The 20778-nt window shown below is 53.2% G+C and carries 19 protein-coding genes; 11 read left to right on the top strand and 8 right to left on the bottom strand.

All coding sequences use genetic code 11. From position 1 onward, the window contains the following. Positions 1-32 precede the first annotated feature (32 nt). Positions 33-806, bottom strand: a complete 774-nt coding sequence (gene zupT / locus HV041_RS23380; protein WP_003024600.1) for a zinc transporter ZupT — start codon at positions 804-806, stop codon at positions 33-35. A gap of 147 nt (positions 807-953) precedes the next feature. On the opposite strand from zupT, the gene ygiD reads away from it, so the two are divergent. Then, on the top strand, positions 954-1742 hold the full coding sequence (gene ygiD, locus HV041_RS23375; protein ID WP_121585055.1) for a 4,5-DOPA dioxygenase extradiol: 789 nt from the start codon (positions 954-956) through the stop codon (positions 1740-1742). A 43-nt stretch (positions 1743-1785) separates the two neighbouring features. On the opposite strand, the gene HV041_RS23370 is transcribed toward ygiD, so the two are convergent. The 3 genes from HV041_RS23370 to tolC form a co-directional block, all read right to left on the bottom strand. Next, complete coding sequence (locus HV041_RS23370) at positions 1786-2946, bottom strand: glutathionylspermidine synthase family protein (protein WP_121585054.1); 1161 nt, start codon at positions 2944-2946, stop codon at positions 1786-1788. A gap of 5 nt (positions 2947-2951) precedes the next feature. Beyond that, entirely contained in the window at positions 2952-3629 is a 678-nt protein-coding gene (locus tag HV041_RS23365; protein WP_003024591.1) for a DUF1190 family protein, read from the bottom strand. Positions 3630-3786: 157 nt separating this feature from the next. Beyond that, positions 3787-5268 carry an outer membrane channel protein TolC gene (gene tolC / locus HV041_RS23360; RefSeq protein ID WP_086523458.1) on the bottom strand — a complete coding sequence of 494 codons (1482 nt, stop codon included), beginning with the start codon at positions 5266-5268 and terminating at the stop codon, positions 3787-3789. 199 nt (positions 5269-5467) lie between these two features. Here tolC and nudF point away from each other — a divergent pair, with 199 nt between their 5' ends. From nudF to parE, 5 genes are read left to right on the top strand one after another with little or no spacing between them, the layout of a single operon-like run. Beyond that, positions 5468-6100, top strand: coding sequence for an ADP-ribose diphosphatase (nudF, locus tag HV041_RS23355; RefSeq protein WP_040233966.1), 633 nt, complete (start codon positions 5468-5470; stop codon positions 6098-6100). After that, entirely contained in the window at positions 6097-6519 is a 423-nt protein-coding gene (locus HV041_RS23350; RefSeq protein WP_005123087.1) for a DUF1249 family protein, read from the top strand. Before nudF ends, HV041_RS23350 begins: the two co-directional genes overlap by 4 nt. A gap of 24 nt (positions 6520-6543) precedes the next feature. Next, positions 6544-7371 carry a 3',5'-cyclic-AMP phosphodiesterase gene (gene cpdA / locus HV041_RS23345; protein WP_048213238.1) on the top strand — a complete coding sequence of 276 codons (828 nt, stop codon included), beginning with the start codon at positions 6544-6546 and terminating at the stop codon, positions 7369-7371. Further along, the gene (gene yqiA / locus HV041_RS23340) at positions 7371-7952 is read left to right on the top strand and encodes an esterase YqiA (protein WP_003024575.1); all 582 of its coding nucleotides are present in this window, start codon (positions 7371-7373) and stop codon (positions 7950-7952) included. Before cpdA ends, yqiA begins: the two co-directional genes overlap by 1 nt. 28 nt (positions 7953-7980) lie before the next feature. Beyond that, positions 7981-9873 (top strand): DNA topoisomerase IV subunit B, encoded by a 1893-nt coding sequence (gene parE, locus HV041_RS23335; RefSeq protein ID WP_005123094.1) that lies wholly within the window; start codon positions 7981-7983, stop codon positions 9871-9873. 106 nt (positions 9874-9979) lie between these two features. Here parE and HV041_RS23330 read toward each other — a convergent pair whose 3' ends face one another. The 4 genes from HV041_RS23330 to qseB all read right to left on the bottom strand — a co-directional run bounded on the left by HV041_RS23330 (position 9980) and on the right by qseB (position 13021). Then, entirely contained in the window at positions 9980-10294 is a 315-nt protein-coding gene (locus HV041_RS23330; RefSeq protein ID WP_121585052.1) for a putative quinol monooxygenase, read from the bottom strand. Positions 10295-10324: 30 nt separating this feature from the next. Next, entirely contained in the window at positions 10325-10906 is a 582-nt protein-coding gene (locus HV041_RS23325) for an NAD(P)H-dependent oxidoreductase (RefSeq protein WP_121585051.1), read from the bottom strand. Between the two features lie 109 nt (positions 10907-11015). Beyond that, entirely contained in the window at positions 11016-12365 is a 1350-nt protein-coding gene (qseC, locus tag HV041_RS23320) for a quorum sensing histidine kinase QseC (RefSeq protein WP_121585050.1), read from the bottom strand. Next, positions 12362-13021 carry a quorum sensing response regulator transcription factor QseB gene (gene qseB / locus HV041_RS23315; RefSeq protein WP_048213234.1) on the bottom strand — a complete coding sequence of 220 codons (660 nt, stop codon included), beginning with the start codon at positions 13019-13021 and terminating at the stop codon, positions 12362-12364. Before qseB ends, qseC begins: the two co-directional genes overlap by 4 nt. A 152-nt stretch (positions 13022-13173) precedes the next feature. Here qseB and HV041_RS23310 point away from each other — a divergent pair, with 152 nt between their 5' ends. The 5 genes from HV041_RS23310 to HV041_RS23290 all read left to right on the top strand — a co-directional run bounded on the left by HV041_RS23310 (position 13174) and on the right by HV041_RS23290 (position 20724). After that, positions 13174-13569, top strand: a complete 396-nt coding sequence (locus HV041_RS23310) for a YgiW/YdeI family stress tolerance OB fold protein (RefSeq protein ID WP_005123105.1) — start codon at positions 13174-13176, stop codon at positions 13567-13569. Positions 13570-13686: 117 nt separating this feature from the next. Next, on the top strand, positions 13687-15945 hold the full coding sequence (gene parC, locus HV041_RS23305) for a DNA topoisomerase IV subunit A (protein WP_101742476.1): 2259 nt from the start codon (positions 13687-13689) through the stop codon (positions 15943-15945). A gap of 196 nt (positions 15946-16141) precedes the next feature. Beyond that, positions 16142-16879 carry a 1-acylglycerol-3-phosphate O-acyltransferase gene (gene plsC / locus HV041_RS23300; RefSeq protein WP_040233973.1) on the top strand — a complete coding sequence of 246 codons (738 nt, stop codon included), beginning with the start codon at positions 16142-16144 and terminating at the stop codon, positions 16877-16879. Between the two features lie 71 nt (positions 16880-16950). After that, entirely contained in the window at positions 16951-18363 is a 1413-nt protein-coding gene (gene ftsP, locus HV041_RS23295; RefSeq protein ID WP_005123112.1) for a cell division protein FtsP, read from the top strand. Positions 18364-18552: 189 nt separating this feature from the next. After that, positions 18553-20724 (top strand): YgiQ family radical SAM protein, encoded by a 2172-nt coding sequence (locus HV041_RS23290; RefSeq protein ID WP_040233974.1) that lies wholly within the window; start codon positions 18553-18555, stop codon positions 20722-20724. Positions 20725-20778 lie beyond the last annotated feature (54 nt).

Here is a 20778-nt window from a genome sequence, read left to right as displayed (position 1 = left end):
GTAAATGAGCAGGGTGGCATCCGCCCTCTGGATTATCCGATTCCCATGGACTGGAGGATGACGAGGCTTAACCCCATCACCGACATTCCGCACAGGACCCCATAGCTGGGATTATTATTTGGGTCGATCTCTTTTGCCAGTGGCATCAATTCATCGACTGACAGCGCCACCATAATTCCGGCGACCGCGGCCATAATTGCCGCCATCACCACGGGCGAAATCAAACTGCCCAGAATTAACCATGCCAGTACCCCACCTAATATTTCCGCCATTCCCGAGATCCCGGCCCAGAATATAGCGGTACGTTTGGAGCCCGTGGCTGCATAGACCGGACCTGCAACGGCTAATCCTTCAGGAATATTGTGTAATGCGACGGCAAGCGCGATACCAAAGCCCAGTTCGAGGTTGCTGCTGGCGGTAACAAAAGTTGCAATCCCTTCCGGGAAGTTGTGCAGGCTGATACCCAGAGTTAATAAAATCGCAGTACGCTTAATGGAACCGGGTAACGGTTGTGTGGTTTTTTGGACTAAATCCTGAGGGTGAGCGTGCGGCAGCAAACGATCCAGGCCAAAGTAGCCCAGCAAACCAACGATAAACATCCCGTAACCCAGCACCGGCGACATTCCCTCTGCTGCCAGTGCGGCTGGCAACATTTCCATCAGGGAGATCAGCAACATGATACCTGCGGCAAAACCCAGAGAAAACGCGAGAACGCGGTTAGAGGGTTTTTGTCCCAGCACGCCGAGAAATGCACCGATAAATGTGGCGGCGCCTGCCAGTAAGGTCAGAAGTAAAGGTACTGACATCGACAAATAAAACTCCTTATCAATCTGCTGTTCGGGGCGGATCGTCAAAATAACTGATGATCTTCATCATGGTTATCTGAGTTCTTCATCAACCGAAAAAGCGTATTGTGGTGATATCAAAATGACTCCCTCAGTAAGGATATCATCATGTCTTCAACTCGTATGCCAGCATTGTTTTTGGGACACGGCAGCCCAATGAATGTTCTGGAAGATAACGTTTATACCCGTGCCTGGCAGCAACTGGGGGAAACGTTGCCGCGCCCGAAAGCGATTGTTGTGGTATCGGCACACTGGTTTACACGCGGTACTGGCGTAACCGCGATGGAAGCACCTAAAACTATCCACGATTTTGGTGGTTTCCCGCAGGCACTGTATGACACGCATTATCCGGCCCCGGGCTCGCCAGACCTGGCACAGCATCTGGTTGACTTGCTTGCTCCTGTGCCCGTCGCCTTAGACAAAGAAGCGTGGGGTTTTGACCACGGTTCATGGGGTGTGCTAATCAAGATGTACCCGAACGCAGATATCCCGATGGTGCAGTTGAGTGTCGATAGCACCAAACCTGCGGCGTGGCATTTTGAAATGGGCCGTAAGCTGGCAGCGTTGCGCGATGAAGGCATTATGCTGGTGGCCAGTGGCAACGTAGTGCATAACCTGCGTACAGCACGCTGGCATGGTGAGAATACACCATACCCGTGGGCGACCTCATTTAACGATTATGTTAAAGCCAACCTGACATGGCAGGGACCGGTTGAACAGCACCCGCTGGTTAACTATATGGATCATGAAGGCGGATCGCTGTCGAACCCAACGGCGGATCACTATCTGCCGCTGCTGTATGTCCTCGGCGCGTGGGATGGCAAAGAGCCGGTGACGATTCCTGTTGATGGGATTGAGATGGGTAGCCTGAGTATGTTGTCAGTGCAGGTGGGATAAAAACGTAGGCCCGGTAAGCATTAGCGATACCGGGCACAACGAATTACTCGACAAAAATATGCGGATAGAAGCGTGAGAGATCCTGGGTGATCAACGCTCTGTCTTCGCGAATGCCGATCCCGGCAGGTTGATCGTTAATCAGCCAGCTGCCGATCAGCATATAGCTGTCGCCAAACTTCGGTAGCTGATGGAACTGCTGCACGATCATGCCTTCTTCACCGTATGGCCCTTCCACGGCTTCGATCGTTTTACCGTTCTCAATGATGGAAACGTTAGCGCCTTCACGCGAGAAGATCGGTTTCACGACGAATTTTTCCATCTGCGGATAGTCGTCTTCGGCGAAGTACGCCGGCAGAAGATTCGGATGGTTCGGGAACATTTCCCACAGCAGCGGTAACAACGCTTTGTTGGAGATAATGCTTTTCCAGGCCGGTTCCAGCCAGCGGACGCCAGCGTCTTCCAGCTTGGTGGAGAACATTTCACGCAGCATAAACTCCCACGGATAGAGCTTGAACAGATTGGCGATCACCTGGTCCTGCATGTCCGTAAACTGACCTTTTTCACCGAGCCCGATATCCTCGACATAGAGAAATTCAGTGGCAATTTCAGCCTCAGCCGCGCAATCCTGCAAATACTGGATCGTTCCACGATCTTCGACCGTATCGCGACAGCAGGTCAGGTGCAGCAACTGAAAACCGTACTGCTCGCGCAGCGCAGTGAAACGTTCGATCAGCTTTTCCTGCAGGCTGTTGAACTGATCGCTGCCTTCCGGCAGGTTGCCCGCATTAAGCTGATCTTCCAGCCAGATCCACTGGAAAAAGGCGGCTTCGTACAATGAGGTTGGCGTATCGGCGTTGTTTTCTAAAAGCTTAGGTTCACCGGTACCGTCCCACGCCAGATCGAGACGGGAATAGAGCGACGGTTGCTGTGTCAGCCAGGACTGGCGGACAAAGCCCCAGGTATGCTTTGGAATGCGAAACTTGGTCATCAGCTCATCGCTGGCAATGACCTTTTCCACCACTTTGAGGCACATCTGATGCAGCTCTGCGGTGACCTCTTCCAGCTTTTCGACCTGAGCAAGCGTCAGCTTATAGTACGCGTCTTCACACCAGTACGGCTCGCCGTACATGGTGTGAAAGTTGAAACCGTATTCGGTGGCCTTATCGCGCCAGTCCGGGCGCTCAACAATACTGACTCTTTCCATGACGATCAGCCACCCATTGAACGTGTGGTGGTGCCGCTTGCGCTACGCTGCATGGTGCTCTGTTTGGCGACTGACTCACCAAATCCGCCGCGGGTTACGGTAGAGGTGGTGGCAGGTTTCGGCGCCATGGCGGTTTTTGGTACGGTCATGGTGCGGCCCGGCGTTGCTGCGCCGTAGTTTTTGCCGCTGGCGTCAGTATATTTGCCGTATGCAGGGCTGGCCGGGTTTTTCGAGCTGAACAGCGGTTGCTGAGCGCCCATTCCGCCGCCCATCAGTCGGCCCATCATGTAGCCTGCCATCAGCGGCATCCAGAAGCTGCCGCTGCTTTGATTCTGCGCCTGGGCCTGGCCTTCGCCGGTCGGTGCCATGCCCGCCTGCGCAGGTGCCTGCTGGCACTGGCCTTCGCCGAATTCAGCAATACAGTCTTCACGCGTGGCGTATTTTGGCGCGGTGCGTTCAGCTTCTTTCAGCGCGTTGTTAAACGCGGTGGTGCATTCGGCGCTTTTACCCGGATTCGCCGCAGAGCAGTCGTCCGCGTTCTGATAAAGCGAAACCGTTTCGTCACTCTTTTCACAGCCCGCGAGCATAAACACTGCGGTAACTGCCAGGGCGACAGGAGTCAGGTGGCGCGCGCTCCAGCTTTTGCGGAACGAGGCATGATGTATCGATTTTGTCCGTTTCATTTTTGTCTTCCAGGACCCAGTGGTAAACACAGTAAATAATGCTCAGGATAGAGGATGACTGGTCGAAATTGAAGCGGGAAGAGGCGAGAATGCGCAGGAAGGGGCAGATCTTTACGTTGCCTTACGTTCAGACGGGGCCGAAGCCCCGTCTACAGCATCAATTACGGAACGGGTTGTTGCCGTTACTGCTGCTGGTTGTACGTGCTGTTGCCGGTTTGACCGCTGGTGCCGCACTGTTGGCAGTATAACCATCTGCTGCGGCGTCTTGCTGGGTGTTTTCCGGCGCAACGGCGTCAGGCGCGGTGGAAATAGGTTTACCCAGCGTATTGTTCAACGCCACCAGATCCTGCTCGTTAAGCGTACCGAGCGCAGACTTGATATTTAACTGGTTGATCAGATAGGTATAACGCGCATTTGCCAACTGCTGCTTAGCGTTGTACAGCGTGGTAGTGGCATCCAACACGTCCACAATGGTACGTGTACCTACAGAATAGCCGGCTTCCATCGCATCCAGGGAGCTTTGGGCAGAGACAACCGCTTGTTTGTACGCATTAATGCTACTGATAGACGCATTAATGTTGTTGAATGATGAACGAACGGTCTGTACTACGCTGCGGTGCGCGCTTTCCAGTTGTTCACTGGCACCAACAAAGTTGTACTGCGCTTGTTTCACCTGCGAGTTAACCATCCCGCCCTGGTACAGCGGCAGCGAGAAGTTCAGACCAATTTTATTCTGGCCCTGGTTGCTGTCGTCATACTGAGAGGTATTAGTTTTAGAACCACTGTAAGAGGTATCAGAAACACCAGTAGAGGCAGTTAAACCCAGCGTCGGCAGATGACCGTCCTGTGCCAGACGAATTTGCTCACGCGCCAGATCCTGGCTTAAACGTGCCTGCAATAACGTCAGATTGCGGTTTTCTGCTTCTTTCAGCAGCGAATTTACCGCCTGCGGTTTGTTGGTTTTAAAGCCATCAACATTCAGCGAAGCCAGTTCCGGGTAGTAATTGCCGGTGACCTGACGCAGCTGTTCAACGGCGTTGTCCAGGTTGTTACGCGCGGTAACTTCATTTGCCAACACGGTATCGTACTGTGAACGGGCGTTCTGTACGTCAGTGATGGCGACCAGGCCAACGTTAAAACGCTGGGTCGTCTGATCCAACTGACGATAAACGGCGTCTTTTTGTGCCTGGGTATAAGAGAGCACGTCAATCGCGTTCAATACGTTAAAATAAGCCGTGGCAGTATTCAGGATCAGCGTTTGCTGATCGGTCTGATACGTTACGTCCTGGATGCCCGCTGATTTTTCTTGCAGCGTCAGGGCACGCCATTTTGACATATCGAACAGAGTCTGAGTCAGGCTTAACGAAGCACTGGTCGCGTTGGAGTTGACGCCATTGGCATCACGAAAGCCATTGCTGTAGGTGTAATCGGCACCTAAGCCCAGTTGCGGCAGTAAAGGACTACGCGCTTCGTTAATTTTTTCGAATGCAGCATCGCGATCGGCGGCGGATTTACGCAATTCCGGGTTGCTCAGGCGTGCTTGCTGATAAACCTGCATCAGGTTTTCTGCCTGGCTCAGAGTACTGAACCCCGACAGGCTCAGGCCGATAAGGATGGGGAGCAATTTCTTCATTTGCATTCCTTGTTGTGAAGCAGTATTTAGCGCTGATCAAATTGTAAAAATAATTGCTGATTCTAGCAGAATCCGCCACTTCAAAAAGTTGGCGTTACGTGCCATACGGCGTTAATTTGCATCAATTTAACACAAGGGCGCTCAAACAGCAGTCAAACGACCTTGAAATTCACATTTTAATCACTATTGGTACCAGGACAGCACAATGCGTAAACCAGACAACTTGCCAATGACATTCACTAAAAATGATGTAGAAATTATTGCACGAGAAACACTATACCGCGGTTTTTTTTCACTGGATCTTTATCGCTTCCGTCATCGCCTGTTTAACGGTGGTATGAGCGGTGAAGTGAAGCGTGAAATTTTTGAGCGCGGACACGCGGCAGTCTTGCTACCCTTTGACCCTGAGCGGGATGAAGTTGTGTTGGTCGAACAAATCCGTATCGCGGCCTATGACACCAGCGAAACGCCGTATCTACTGGAAATGGTAGCCGGAATGATTGAGGAAGGCGAAACCGTTGAAGATGTGGCTCGCCGTGAAGCAATGGAAGAAGCCGGACTGGATGTGAAGCGGACTAAGCCCGTGCTGAGTTATCTGGCAAGCCCTGGCGGCACCAGTGAGCGCCTGTCTATTTTGGTAGGTGAAGTGGACGCTTCGACCGCAAATGGTATCCACGGTCTGGCGGATGAAAACGAAGATATTCGTGTTCATGTGGTGAGTCGGGAACAGGCTTATCAATGGGTAGAAGAGGGGATAATCGACAACGCGGCTTCTGTCATCGCCTTGCAATGGTTACAGCTGCACTATCAAGAGTTAAAAACTGAGTGGAAAAAATGAAGCGTTACACACCTGACTTCCCTGAAATGATGCGCCTGTGCGAAACCAATTTTTCGCAGTTGCGCCGCCTGTTGCCACGCAATGATGCAGCCGGTGAAACAGTGAGCTATCAGGTTGCAAACGCACAATATCGATTAACGATTGTGGAATCGACCCGATACACTACGCTTGTCGCGATCGAACAGACGGCACCAGCGGTTACCTACTGGAGCCTGCCGTCGCTGACCGTGCGCCTGTATCATGATGCGAGGGTGGCTGAAGTGTGTTCAAGTCAGCAGATCTTTCGCTTCAAAGCGCGGTATGATTATCCAAATAAAAAGTTGCATCAACGCGACGAAAAGCATCAAATTAATCAGTTTTTGGCCGACTGGTTACGGTACTGTTTAGCACATGGAGCGATGGCGATTCCGGTTTATTAGCGTCGTGAAACCTAAGGACACCATTTGGAAAGCCTGTTAACCCTTCCTTTGGCTGGTGAGGCCAGAGTCAGGATCTTACAAATTACAGACACTCACCTGTTTGCCGAAAAGCATGAAACCTTACTGGGTGTGAACACCTGGGATAGCTACCAGTGCGTACTGGATGCCATACATGCAGAGTCGCCAGAGTACGATCTGATCGTTGCGACTGGGGATTTGGCGCAGGATCAATCCGCTGCGGCCTATCAGCATTTTGCTGAGGGCATCGCAAGTTTTCGTGCGCCCTGCGTTTGGTTACCAGGTAATCACGACTTTCAGCCAGCGATGTACAGCGCGCTTCAGGATGCGGGTATTTCCCCCGCCAAACGCATCTTCATCGGTGAACAGTGGCAAATATTGTTGCTCGACAGCCAGGTGTTCGGCGTCCCTCACGGTGAGTTAAGCGAATTTCAGCTTGAATGGCTGGAGCGTAAACTTGCCGATGCGCCTGAGCGCAATACCTTGCTGCTTCTGCATCATCATCCTTTGCCTGCGGGCTGCAGTTGGCTCGATCAACACAGTCTGCGCAATGCGGCGGAGCTCGACAACGTGCTGGTGAACTATCCGCGCGTGAAGTATCTGCTGTGCGGGCATATTCATCAGGAGCTGGATCTCGACTGGAACGGCCGCCGCCTGCTGGCGACGCCATCGACCTGCGTGCAGTTTAAGCCGCATTGTTCCAACTTCACGTTAGATACCATCAGCCCCGGCTGGCGGACGCTGGAACTCTTTGCCGACGGTACGTTACAGACCCAGGTGTGTCGTCTACAGGGTAATCGGTTCCACCCTGATACCGCTTCAGAAGGCTACTGATGTCTACGCTTCTCTATCTTCACGGATTTAACAGTTCTCCTCGCTCGGCGAAGGCATGTCTGCTAAAAAACTGGCTGGCGGAGCACCATCCGCACGTTGAGATGATTGTACCGCAGTTACCTCCGTATCCGGCCCAGGCCGCAGAGATGCTGGAGTCAATTATCCTTGAGCATGGCGGCGAGTCGCTGGGGATTGTCGGCTCGTCATTAGGAGGCTATTACGCCACCTGGCTGTCGCAATGTTTTATGCTGCCGGCAGTGGTGGTGAACCCTGCTGTACGGCCTTATGAACTGCTGGTCGACTATCTCGGTCAAAACGAGAACCCCTACACGGGGCAGCAATATGTGCTAGAGTCACGCCATATTTACGATCTTAAAGTCATGCAGATTGACCCGCTGGAAGCGCCGGATTTGATTTGGCTGCTTCAACAAACGGGCGATGAAGTGTTGGACTACCGCCAGGCGGTGGCGTATTACGCCTCCTGCCGTCAGACAGTTATTGAGGGCGGAAACCACGCATTCACGGGCTTCGAAGATTATTTCAACCCGATTGTCGATTTCCTTGGACTGCACAGTTTCTGACGATCAATTCGAATTGCTAATTTAAACCATGACGCAAACTTATAACGCTGATGCCATTGAGGTACTCACTGGGCTTGAGCCGGTACGCCGTCGCCCTGGGATGTACACTGACACGACCCGTCCTAACCATCTTGGACAGGAAGTGATTGATAACAGTGTGGATGAAGCACTGGCGGGCCACGCGAAACGCGTGGACGTGATCTTACATGCCGACCAGTCTCTGGAAGTCATTGACGACGGACGCGGCATGCCGGTGGATATTCACCCAGAAGAAGGCGTTCCGGCGGTCGAGCTGATCCTCTGTCGTCTGCACGCGGGCGGCAAGTTCTCCAACAAGAACTACCAGTTCTCCGGTGGTCTGCACGGTGTCGGTATCTCCGTTGTTAACGCCCTGTCCAAACGTGTGGAAGTGAACGTACGCCGCGACGGGCAGGTATACAACATCGCGTTTGAAAACGGTGACAAAGTGCAGGATCTGCAGGTGGTCGGTACTTGTGGTAAACGCAATACCGGTACCAGCGTACACTTCTGGCCGGATGAAACCTTCTTTGACAGCCCGCGTTTCTCTGTTTCTCGCTTAACGCACGTACTGAAAGCCAAAGCGGTGCTGTGCCCGGGCGTAGAGATCACCTTTAAAGATGAAGTTAACAACAGCGAGCAGCGCTGGTGCTACCAGGACGGTCTGAATGACTACCTGAGCGAAGCGGTAAATGGCCTGCCGACGCTGCCGGAAAAACCGTTTATCGGTAATTTCAGCGGTGAAACAGAAACCGTAGACTGGGCGCTGCTCTGGCTACCGGAAGGCGGCGAGCTGCTGACCGAAAGCTATGTGAACCTGATCCCAACCATGCAGGGTGGGACGCACGTCAACGGTCTGCGTCAGGGTCTGCTGGATGCAATGCGCGAATTCTGCGAGTATCGTAATATTCTGCCGCGCGGCGTGAAGTTGTCTGCTGAAGATATCTGGGATCGCTGCGCCTATGTGCTGTCGGTAAAAATGCAGGATCCGCAGTTTGCCGGTCAAACCAAAGAACGCCTCTCTTCGCGTCAGTGTGCGGCGTTTGTTTCTGGCGTGGTGAAAGATGCCTTCAGCCTGTGGCTGAATCAGAACGTACAGTCAGCCGAACTGTTGGCTGAGATGGCGATTTCCAGTGCCCAGCGTCGCCTGCGTGCGGCGAAAAAAGTCGTACGTAAAAAGCTGACCAGCGGTCCGGCGCTGCCGGGCAAACTGGCGGACTGCACTGCACAGGATCTTAACCGCACCGAACTGTTTCTCGTCGAAGGTGACTCCGCAGGCGGTTCCGCCAAACAGGCGCGCGATCGTGAATATCAGGCGATCATGCCGCTCAAAGGTAAGATCCTTAATACCTGGGAAGTCTCTTCCGATGAAGTGCTGGCCTCGCAGGAAGTTCACGATATTTCGGTGGCGATCGGCATTGATCCGGACAGCGACGATCTGAGCCAGTTGCGCTACGGTAAGATCTGTATTCTGGCGGATGCGGACTCCGATGGTTTGCACATCGCGACGCTGCTGTGCGCGCTGTTTGTGAAACACTTCCGTACGCTGGTGAAACACGGTCACGTCTACGTGGCGCTGCCGCCGTTGTACCGTATCGATCTCGGCAAAGAAGTGTATTACGCTCTGACAGAAGAAGAAAAAGCGGGCGTGCTGGAGCAGTTAAAGCGCAAGAAAGGGAAACCGAACGTACAACGCTTTAAAGGTCTGGGTGAAATGAACCCGATGCAGTTACGTGAAACGACGCTGGATCCCAATACGCGTCGTCTGGTGCAGCTCATCATTGATGATGAGGACGATCAGCGTACGAATGCGGTGATGGATATGCTGCTGGCCAAGAAACGTTCAGAGGATCGTCGCAACTGGTTGCAGGAGAAAGGTGACCTGGCGGATCTCGAAGGCTAAGGGATATGGGTATGTAGGCCGGATAAGGCGGTTAATACCGCCATCCGGCAAGGTCATTATGCCCGATGGCGCTGCGCTTATCTGGCCCGGCGGCCATGACGATAACTTAAATACCCGATTCCAGAATACGGATATTCATGTCCAGCACGTCGCCTTTCACGGCTTCGCTGTAGGCTTTCATATGCGGGGTCTGCAAATGCGCTTCAAGGTGCGCAATGCTTTCCCACTGTTCAACCATCACGATTGAGTCTGGCGCTATGGTCTGAAAACTCACACCTGCGGCATGATCCACCATCGGCGCATAGCCGTGGCAGCCTTCTTCTTTCAGTACGGTCGGAACGATTTTAGCAAACTGATCCAGTACCGCCTGGCGGTGATGTTGACCTGGACGTGTACGGATTTCTGCAATAACGGTAAGCATGGTTAACTCCTTCTAATTCCAGGTTACCAGTTAACCAAAAATTTCGGTCAGATGCTTGCGATATTCTGCGATATAGCGTGGGACGTCCGGCATTTTAATCACGTCATTGGTGATAAAGGTCGGCAGTGCTTCCATTCCCAGGAACTGGTTTGCTTTATGGAACGGGAGATAGACGCCATCAACACCAACGCCATGGAAGAACTGGTCTTTTTCAGTGAATGCTTCCATCGGTGCGTTCCAGGTCAGGGACAGCATGTATTTTTTGCCCTGAATCAGCCCGCCTGAGCCATATTTTTTAGAGGCATCTGAACGTGTGCGGCCATCGCTGGCGTACAGCGTGCCGTGACCTTCGGTAAACACATCATCGATGTATTTTTTCACGGTCCACGGTGCACCCATCCACCAGCCCGGCATTTGCCAGATAACCACATCGGCCCAGACAAAATTCTGCACTTCTGTTTTTACGTCATAATCGCTGTCCGCGCGTACGACTTTAACATCATGCCCGAGGTCGCGCAGGATACCGTCCGCGACCTCGGTCAGGGTATCGTTTAACTGACCGTTAGAGTGGCCGAATTTTTTCGCACCATTGATAATCAGAATGTTGCTCATTTTGTGTCCTCAAGGAAATACGTTTGAGGACGATTTTACCCCCACGGGTGGTGCGGTGAAATTAGCAAAATGTGCAAAGTCTTTTGCATTACTAGCAATAATGCGGTCTTTACCAGCTGATTTTGACCTCAAACCCGCCTTGCGGAGCATTACCAAACGAGGCAGACATCCCGTGTAAAGTCGCTATACGACGAACGATCGACAGGCCCAGACCACTACCGGTAACACTTTGTCCCGGCGGACGATAAAAGCGTTCACCGATGTGCGTCAGGATTTCCGGCGCAACGCCAGGCCCGTTATCTTTGACGCTGAAATTGCGGGTATTGAGCGTCACTTCCACAATGCTCCCCCGCGGGCTGTAGCGAATCGCATTATCCAGCAGATTACGGACCATCAGGCTGAGTAACAGCGGTTGTCCCGTGTGCGTGATGTGGTGCGCGTTAATCTGCAACCGCACATCGATGTGCGCCTGCTGTGCCGGATGGTAGATATCCATCACCGCGGATTGCAGAAGCTCCTCCAGCGAGATTTCCGCCACATCCTGAAGATTGTCGAGGGAGTCGAGGCGCGAAAGCGTCAGGAGCTGATCAACCAGTCGGGTAGCGCGGTCAATTCCCGTCTGCATCTGCATTAACGCTTTTTGTCGTGCCTGCGGATCATCGTCGGACAACTGCGCGACTTCGGTCTGTACCTTCAGTGCCGTCAACGGACTGCGCAGTTCGTGGGCGGCATCAGAGGTAAAGCGCCGTTCGCGAACCATCATCGAATGTGTGCGGATAAACAGTTGATTGAGCGACTCAACCAGTGGGCGAACCTCGCCAGGAATACCTTTCAGGCTCAGTGGTTCTTCAGATTCCGGATCCCGCACACGTAAAGCCTGCGCCAGCTTTTTTAGCGGCTTAAGTTCAAGGCTTAACAGGACAATCAGGATCAGCAGCATCAGCGGCAGGGCGACCAGCCACGGCACCAATTGGGCCGTCACGATCGCCAGGGCCATATCTTCGCGATATTCCCACTCCTGACCGACCACGATCCGGTACTTTTTATCCGCTGAAGTTAGCCAGATAAAGCGCCATTTATCGTTATCACCGTTCAGATAACCATCGTCAAACCCTTCCCGACGATAGCTATAGGGAATGTACTGACCATTGTCACCATCATGAAGAACCATTTTTCCATCCGGCGTGTAGACCGCAAAGGTCAGTACATCGTCGTCAATATGGCCATGTTTGAACTTTTTCGGTGTCTGCGCGATGCGCTCAGAAGCTTTTAGTTCATCAAGATCCAGCGTGACCAGCCGTTTGGAAAACAGCATCAGCTGCGTGTCAAACATCTCGTCAACGTTATCGGTGGTTTGTTTCCAGGCGACAAAACTGGAAATCAACCAGGTTACCAAAACCAAAATGATAAATATAAGCGTAAGTCTGATGCGTAGACTCAGGCGTTGTGTGAGTTTCATGCGTCACCCAGGGTGTAGCCAATGCCATGTACCGTGCGGATAAAGTCGCTGCCGAGCTTACGGCGCAAGTGATGGACGTGGACCTCCACCGCATTACTGGAGACGTTTTCATCCCAGTTATACAGTTTTTCTTCAATCAGCTTGCGGGGCAGGACGCGCCCTTTGTTACGCATCAGCAGTTCCAGCAGCGCGAACTCTTTTGGCTTAAGCGATAACGGCTCACCTGCGAACGTGGCGACCAGCGCGCCGGGATCAAGCGAAACCTGACCATGGCGCAGTTCGCTGGTGGCCTGGCCGCTGGCGCGGCGTACCAATGCTTCCAGTCGGGCGGCAACTTCGATCAGCGCAAAGGGTTTACACAGATAGTCATCCGCGCCCAGGCGCAGACCTTCCACGCGTTCTGTCAGCGCGTCACGAGCGGTAAGAATCAGCACCGGCTCCTGCTTCCCGTTGGCTCGCCATTCGCGCAGGATATCGCGCCCGTCTATGCCTGGCAGCGTCAGGTCGAGGATCACCGCATCATAAGGGGCGCTGTACAGTGCTTCTTTCCCCTGGCGACCCTCGGTAAACCAGTCGATGCTGAAACCCATTTTACTCAGACCTGTTTTCAGGCCGTCGCCAATCAGCGTGTCATCTTCTACCAGTAAAATACGCATATGTTCTTCCCTGCGGTCGCTCTCATTACCGTCAAGTAAACCTGTGGCTACAGCCTCTGTACAGTAAAAAAAGTATCTTTTTTTGCCTTAAGAACTTGTTAAGGATTAACTTATTTAATAATCGTAAACCAACATGAAAGGGAGACATGACGATGAAAAAATTAGCTGCAATGGTTGCCGTAATGGCACTGTGTTCCGCACCTGTTCTGGCAGCGCAGCAGGGCGGCTTCTCTGGACCGACGACGACAACGCAAAGCCAAAATGGCGGCTTTGTTGGCCCAAACGGTAGCAGCACGACGGTAGAAAGCGCCAAATCGCTGCGTGATGACACCTGGGTTACCCTGCGCGGGAACATCGTTGAGCGTATTTCCGACGACCTGTATGTGTTTAAAGATGCAACCGGCACAGTGAACGTAGATATCGACCACAAACGCTGGAACGGCGTGACCGTCACGCCGCAGGATGTGGTTGAAATCCAGGGTGAAGTGGATAAAGACTGGAACTCCGTTGAAATCGACGTGAAACAGATTACCAAAGTTGCCAAATAATCCCCATCAGGGCCGCAGTCGCGGCCCTTTTCTTTGTGACTCAACACGCCAGATAGGGTAGTATCTGCGGCAATATTGCCCTTCAATAGACGGGTATAAGTTGAGGAACCACGATTAATGAGCGATATGGCAGAGCGCCTTGCGCTGCATGAATTCACGGAAAACGCCTATCTGAACTACTCCATGTACGTCATCATGGACAGGGCGTTACCGTTTATTGGTGATGGTCTGAAACCTGTTCAGCGTCGCATCGTTTACGCGATGTCCGAACTGGGGCTGAATGCCAGCGCCAAATTTAAAAAATCCGCCCGTACCGTCGGTGACGTATTGGGTAAATACCATCCGCACGGCGACAGCGCCTGCTATGAAGCGATGGTGCTGATGGCGCAGCCGTTCTCTTACCGTTATCCGCTGGTTGACGGGCAGGGGAACTGGGGGGCACCAGACGATCCGAAATCCTTCGCCGCGATGCGTTACACGGAATCCCGCCTGTCTAAATATGCGGAAGTCCTGCTGGGTGAACTCGGTCAGGGCACGTCAGACTGGGTGCCAAACTTCGACGGTACCATGCAGGAGCCGAAAATGCTGCCTGCGCGTCTGCCAAATATTCTGCTCAACGGCACGACCGGGATTGCCGTGGGTATGGCGACGGATATTCCACCGCATAACTTGCGTGAAGTGGCCAAAGCGGCAATTACGCTGATTGAGCAGCCGAAAACGACGCTGGATCAACTGCTGGATATCGTACAGGGGCCGGATTATCCGACCGAAGCAGAAATCATTACCTCGCGTGCGGAGATTCGTAAGATTTACGAAAACGGACGCGGTTCCGTACGTATGCGTGCGGTATGGACGAAAGAAGACGGCGCGGTGGTGATTTCCGCGCTGCCGCATCAGGTTTCCGGGGCTAAAGTGCTGGAGCAGATCGCCGCTCAGATGCGCAATAAAAAGCTGCCGATGGTCGATGACCTGCGCGACGAATCGGATCACGAAAACCCGACTCGTCTGGTGATTGTCCCGCGGTCGAATCGCGTAGATATGGAACAGGTGATGAACCATCTGTTTGCCACTACCGATCTGGAAAAAAGCTATCGCATTAACCTGAACATGATTGGCCTCGACGGTCGTCCGGCGGTGAAAAACCTGCTGGAGATCCTCACCGAGTGGCTGACGTTCCGCCGCGATACCGTGCGCCGTCGCCTGAACTATCGCCTGGAGAAAGTACTCAAACGCCTGCACATTCTTGAAGGTTTGCTGATAGCGTTCCTCAATATTGACGAAGTAATCGAAATTATTCGTCATGAAGATGAACCTAAACCCGAGCTGATGTCGCGGTTTGGTATTTCAGAAACTCAGGCGGAGGCCATTCTTGAGCTGAAATTACGCCACCTTGCCAAACTGGAAGAGATGAAAATCCGCGGTGAGCAGGACGAACTGGCGAAAGAGCGCGATCAACTGCAGGGCATTCTGGCCTCTGAACGCAAAATGAGTAACCTGCTGAAGAAAGAACTGCAGGCTGATGCGGATGCCTATGGTGACGATCGCCGTTCTCCACTGCGGGAGCGTGAAGAAGCGAAGGCGATGAGCGAGCATGACATGCTGCCGTCTGAGCCGGTGACCATTGTGCTGTCCCAGAGTGGCTGGGTGCGTAGCGCGAAAGGCCACGACATCGATGCGCCAGGTTTAAGCTACAAAGCGGGCGACAGCTTTAAGTCGGCTGTGAAGGGTAAGAGCAACCAACCGGTGGTGTTCGTTGACTCAACCGGGCGTAGTTATGCTATCGACCCAATTACGCTGCCGTCGGCGCGTGGTCAGGGTGAGCCGTTGACCGGGAAGCTCACGCTGCCACCGGGCGCGACGGTTGAGCATATGCTGATGGAAGGCGACGATCAGAAGCTGCTGATGGCATCTGATGCCGGTTACGGTTTTGTCTGCACCTTCAATGACCTGGTCGCGCGTAACCGTGCGGGCAAGGCATTGATTACGCTACCGGAAAACGCGCATGTTATGCCGCCGGTGGTGATTGAAGATGAAACCGATATGCTGCTGGCGATTACCCATGCGGGCCGCATGTTGATGTTCCCGGTGAGCGATTTGCCGCAGTTGTCGAAAGGCAAAGGGAACAAGATAATCAATATTCCTTCTGCGGAAGCTGCGAAAGGCGAAGATGGTCTGGCACAACTCTACGTGCTACCGCCGCAAAGCACGCTGACTATCCACGTCGGGAAACGCAAAATTAAACTGCGCCCTGAAGAGCTACAGAAGGTAACCGGCGAGCGTGGTCGTCGCGGTACGCTCATGCGCGGTCTGCAACGCATCGATCGTGTTGAGATTGACTCGCCTCGACGCGCCAGTCACGGCGACAGTGAAGAATAACGCCAGCGTCTGGCTCTCCCTGTTTTCGCACAGGGAGAGCTTGTTTTAAAAATTCCCGTGAAACCGTTGTTTATTCGTGCGTTGCGATTAACAATACGCTTTTCCAGAGAGCCACTCTTAACAATGCCCTAACCTGATGCAGTGTTCGGAATCAGGTGACGTAGAATGCCAGGCTCTTAGGCCTTTAGAGGTTGTTATGCTATATATTTTTCGTTTAATTATTACTGTTATTTACTGCATTTTGGTCTGTATTTTCGGTTGCATATACTGTCTGTTCAGCCCAAGAAATCCAAAACACGTTGCGACGTTCGGCCATATGTTTGGTCGCCTGGCTCCCCTGTATGGCCTGAAGGTCGAGTGTCGCATGCCGCCTGACGCGAAGAACTATGGTAATGCTATCTATATTTGTAACCACCAGAATAACTATGACATGGTTACCGCAGCGAATATCGTTCAGCCACCGACGGTCACAGTAGGTAAAAAAAGCCTGTTGTGGATCCCTTTCTTCGGACAACTGTACTGGCTCACCGGTAATCTGTTGATCGACAGAAATAACCGCGCCAAAGCGCACAGCACCATTGCGGCGGTGGTGAACCACTTTAAAAAGCGTCGTATCTCTATCTGGATGTTCCCTGAAGGAACGCGTAGCCGCGGTCGCGGTCTGCTGCCGTTTAAAACAGGTGCGTTCCATGCGGCAATTGCTGCGGGTGTCCCGGTTATCCCTGTTTGCGTTTCAACGACCTCTAATAAGATCAAATTGAACCGACTCAATAATGGGCTGGCGATTGTAGAGATGCTGCCGCCAGTGGATATCAGTCATTTTGGTAAAGATCAGGTTCGTGAACTGGCAGCGCATTGCCGCACGCTGATGGAACAAAAAATCGCAGAACTCGATAAAGAAGTTGCTGAGCGGGAAGCTGCCGGTAAGGTTTGATTCGCTCATTTCGGGTTTGTTACAGGAAATGATTTCCTGCGTGTTAATCGCCAGTTTTTCATGGAGCTTATATGTCATTCAGTCGGCGTCAGTTCATTCAGGCATCGGGGATCGCACTGTGTGCAGGTGCTGTTCCGCTGAAGGCTAATGCTGCCGGTCAGCAACAACCGCTACCTGTTCCCCCCCTGCTGGAGTCCCGTCGGGGACAGCCGCTATTTATGACGCTGCAACGTGCGCACTGGTCGTTTACGCCGGGCACGCGCGCACCCGTCTGGGGTGTTAACGGGCGCTACCTGGGGCCGACAATCCGCGTCTGGAAAGGTGATGACGTCAAGCTTATCTACAGCAACCGTCTGACAGAAAATGTCTCAATGACCGTTGCCGGATTACAGGTCCCGGGTCCTCTTATGGGGGGGCCGGCGCGTATGATGTCGCCTAATGCGGACTGGGCGCCCGTGCTGCCGATTCGCCAGAGTGCTGCAACCTTGTGGTATCACGCCAACACGCCAAATCGCACTGCCCAGCAGGTCTATAACGGCCTTGCCGGGATGTGGCTGGTTGAAGATGAAGTGAGTAAATCACTGCCGATCCCTAACCACTACGGCGTGGATGATTTTCCAGTCATTATTCAGGATAAGCGTCTGGATAACTTCGGTACGCCAGAATATAGCGAACCGGGCAGTGGGGGGTTTGTGGGGGATACTCTTCTGGTCAACGGGGCGCAAAGTCCGTATGTCGAAGTGTCCCGCGGCTGGGTGCGTTTGCGTTTGCTGAATGCCTCAAATTCGCGTCGTTATTTGCTGAAAATGAGCGATGGTCGTGCGCTGCATGTTATCTCAGGCGATCAGGGGTTTTTACCCGCGCCGGTTTCGGTGAAGCAGCTATCGTTGGCGCCAGGCGAGCGTCGTGAGATTCTGGTCGATATGACCAACGGTGATGAAGTTTCGATTACCTGCGGCGAGGCGGCCAGTATTGTCGACAGGATCCGTGGTTTCTTTGAACCTTCCAGTATCCTGATCTCCACGCTGGTACTGACTCTGCGACCAACCGGCCTTCTGCCGCTGGTAACGGATAGCCTGCCAATGCGTCTGTTACCCACCGAAATTTTGAGCGGCTCGCCGATTCGCAGCCGTGATATTAGCCTTGATGACGATCCCGGAATCAATGGCCAACTGTGGGATGTCAATCGCATGGATATCACGGCGCAGCAGGGATCCTGGGAGCGCTGGACGGTGCGTGCAGATATGCCGCAGTCGTTCCATATTGAAGGCGTCTCTTTCCTGATCCGTAATGTGAATGGCGCGATGCCGTTCCCGGAAGACCGTGGCTGGAAAGATACCGTCTGGGTTGATGGGCAAGTGGAGTTGCTGGTCTATTATGGGCAGCCTTCCTGGGCGCATTTCCCGTTCTACTTCAACAGCCAGACGCTGGAAATGGCAGACCGTGGTTCTATTGGCCAGATGCTGGTGAATCCGGCACCGTAATAGATATTCCTGTGCCGGGTGGCGGCTTCGCCTAACCCGGCCTGGACCGTGCGAAAGCACAGGAACGGTCAGCGTAGCACCAGCAGAGATGAAATTTAACATCCTTACAATACTCCTTCATTTCCCCTGTTGATCCAGCGTATAATCCCCGGCCTTTGATTATTTTTTTACCATTTTTTTGGAAGCATTATGAGCGCAATATCCCTGATCCAACCGGACAGAGACCTTTTCTCCTGGCCGCAGTACTGGGCCGCCTGCTTTGGGCCGGCACCATTTTTGCCGATGTCACGCGACGAAATGGATCAACTTGGCTGGGATAGCTGCGACATCATTCTGGTTACCGGCGATGCGTACGTCGATCACCCGAGCTTCGGCATGGCTATTTGCGGCCGTATGCTGGAAGCGCAGGGCTTTCGCGTGGGGATCATCGCCCAACCGGAGTGGAACAGCAAAGATGACTTTATGCGTCTGGGCAAACCTAACCTGTTCTTCGGCGTAACCGCCGGTAACATGGACTCGATGATCAACCGTTATACCGCCGATCGCCGACTGCGCCATGACGATGCCTATACGCCGGACAACGTGGCGGGTAAACGCCCGGACCGTGCGACGTTGGTTTATACCCAGCGCTGTAAAGAAGCCTGGAAAGATGTGCCGGTTATTCTCGGCGGTATTGAAGCCAGCCTGCGCCGTACTGCGCATTACGATTACTGGTCAGATACCGTGCGCCGTTCCGTGCTGGTGGATTCAAAAGCTGACATGCTGATGTTTGGCAACGGCGAACGCCCATTGGTGGAAGTCGCACACCGTCTGGCGATGGGCGAAACCATTGATCAGATCCGCGACGTGCGTAATACCGCGATTATGGTCAAAGAAGCGCTGCCGGGCTGGAGCGGGGTGGATTCCACGCGTCTGGACATGCCTGGGAAAATTGACCCTATTCCGCATCCGTACGGCGAAGATTTGCCGTGTGCTGACAACAAACCCGTGGCGCCGAAAAAACAAGAAGCGAAAGCGGTAACCGTACAGCCGCCGCGTCCGAAGCCGTGGGAAAAAACCTACGTACTGTTGCCGTCTTTCGAGAAAGTGAAGAGCGACAAAGTTCTGTACGCCCATGCGTCACGTATTCTGCATCACGAAACCAACCCAGGATGCGCGCGTGCGCTGATGCAAAAGCATGGCGATCGCTATATTTGGGTTAACCCGCCAGCGATCCCGTTGTCGACTGAAGAAATGGACAGCGTCTTTGCACTGCCGTACAAGCGCGTACCACATCCGGCGTACGGTAACAGCCGTATTCCCGCCTATGAGATGATCCGTTTCTCGATCAATATCATGCGAGGCTGTTTTGGTGGGTGCTCGTTCTGTTCGATCACCGAGCACGAAGGGCGCATTATCCAGAGCCGTTCTGAAGATTCGATCATCAATGAGATCGAAGCCATTCGCGATACCGTTCCGGGCTTTACCGGCGTGATTTCCGATCTCGGCGGTCCAACGGCAAACATGTATATGCTGCGCTGTAAGTCTCCGCGTGCAGAACAGACCTGTCGTCGTCTGTCCTGCGTTTACCCGGATATCTGCCCGCATATGGATACTAACCACGAACCGACGATTAATCTCTATCGCCGCGCGCGTGATCTGAAAGGCATTAAAAAGATCCTTATCGCATCCGGGGTGCGTTATGACATCGCCGTTGAGGACCCGCGCTATATTAAAGAGTTGGCAACTCACCATGTGGGTGGCTACCTGAAGATTGCGCCGGAGCATACCGAAGAAGGCCCATTGTCGAAGATGATGAAGCCGGGTATGGGCAGCTACGACCGCTTTAAGGAGCTGTTTGATACCTACTCTAAACAGGCCGGTAAAGAGCAGTACCTGATCCCGTACTTCATCTCCGCGCACCCGGGTACGCGTGATGAGGATATGGTGAATCTGGCGCTGTGGCTGAAACAGCGTCGTTTCCGTTTGGATCAAGTGCAGAACTTCTACCCATCACCGCTGGCAAACTCTACAACCATGTATTACACCGGGAAAAACCCGTTGGGCAAAATTGGTTATAAGAGTGAAGATGTGGTAGTGCCAAGAGGTGATAAACAGCGCCGTCTGCATAAAGCACTGCTGCGTTACCATGATCCTGCTAACTGGCCGTTAATCCGTCAGGCGCTGGAAGATATGGGGAAAAAGCATCTGATTGGCGGTCGTCGCGAATGTCTGGTTCCGGCCCCGACGCTGGAAGAGATGCGTGAAGCACGTCGTCAGAACCGCCATACCCGTCCGGCACTGACCAAGCATACGCCAGTCGCGCACCAGCGTCAGACACCTGCGGCGAATAAAAAACGCGGGAAAGTCGCGGGGCGCTAATCTGTCTTGCCCGGTAGTGAAATGCTTACCGGGCCAGACAGACCGTAGGCCGGA

Source organism: Citrobacter sp. RHBSTW-00029, from assembly GCF_014104295.1.
GTDB classification, from domain to species: Bacteria; Pseudomonadota; Gammaproteobacteria; order Enterobacterales; family Enterobacteriaceae; genus Citrobacter; species Citrobacter youngae.
Note: the sequence above shows the minus strand (reverse complement) of the source record. Positions and strands in the feature narration are given on the sequence as shown.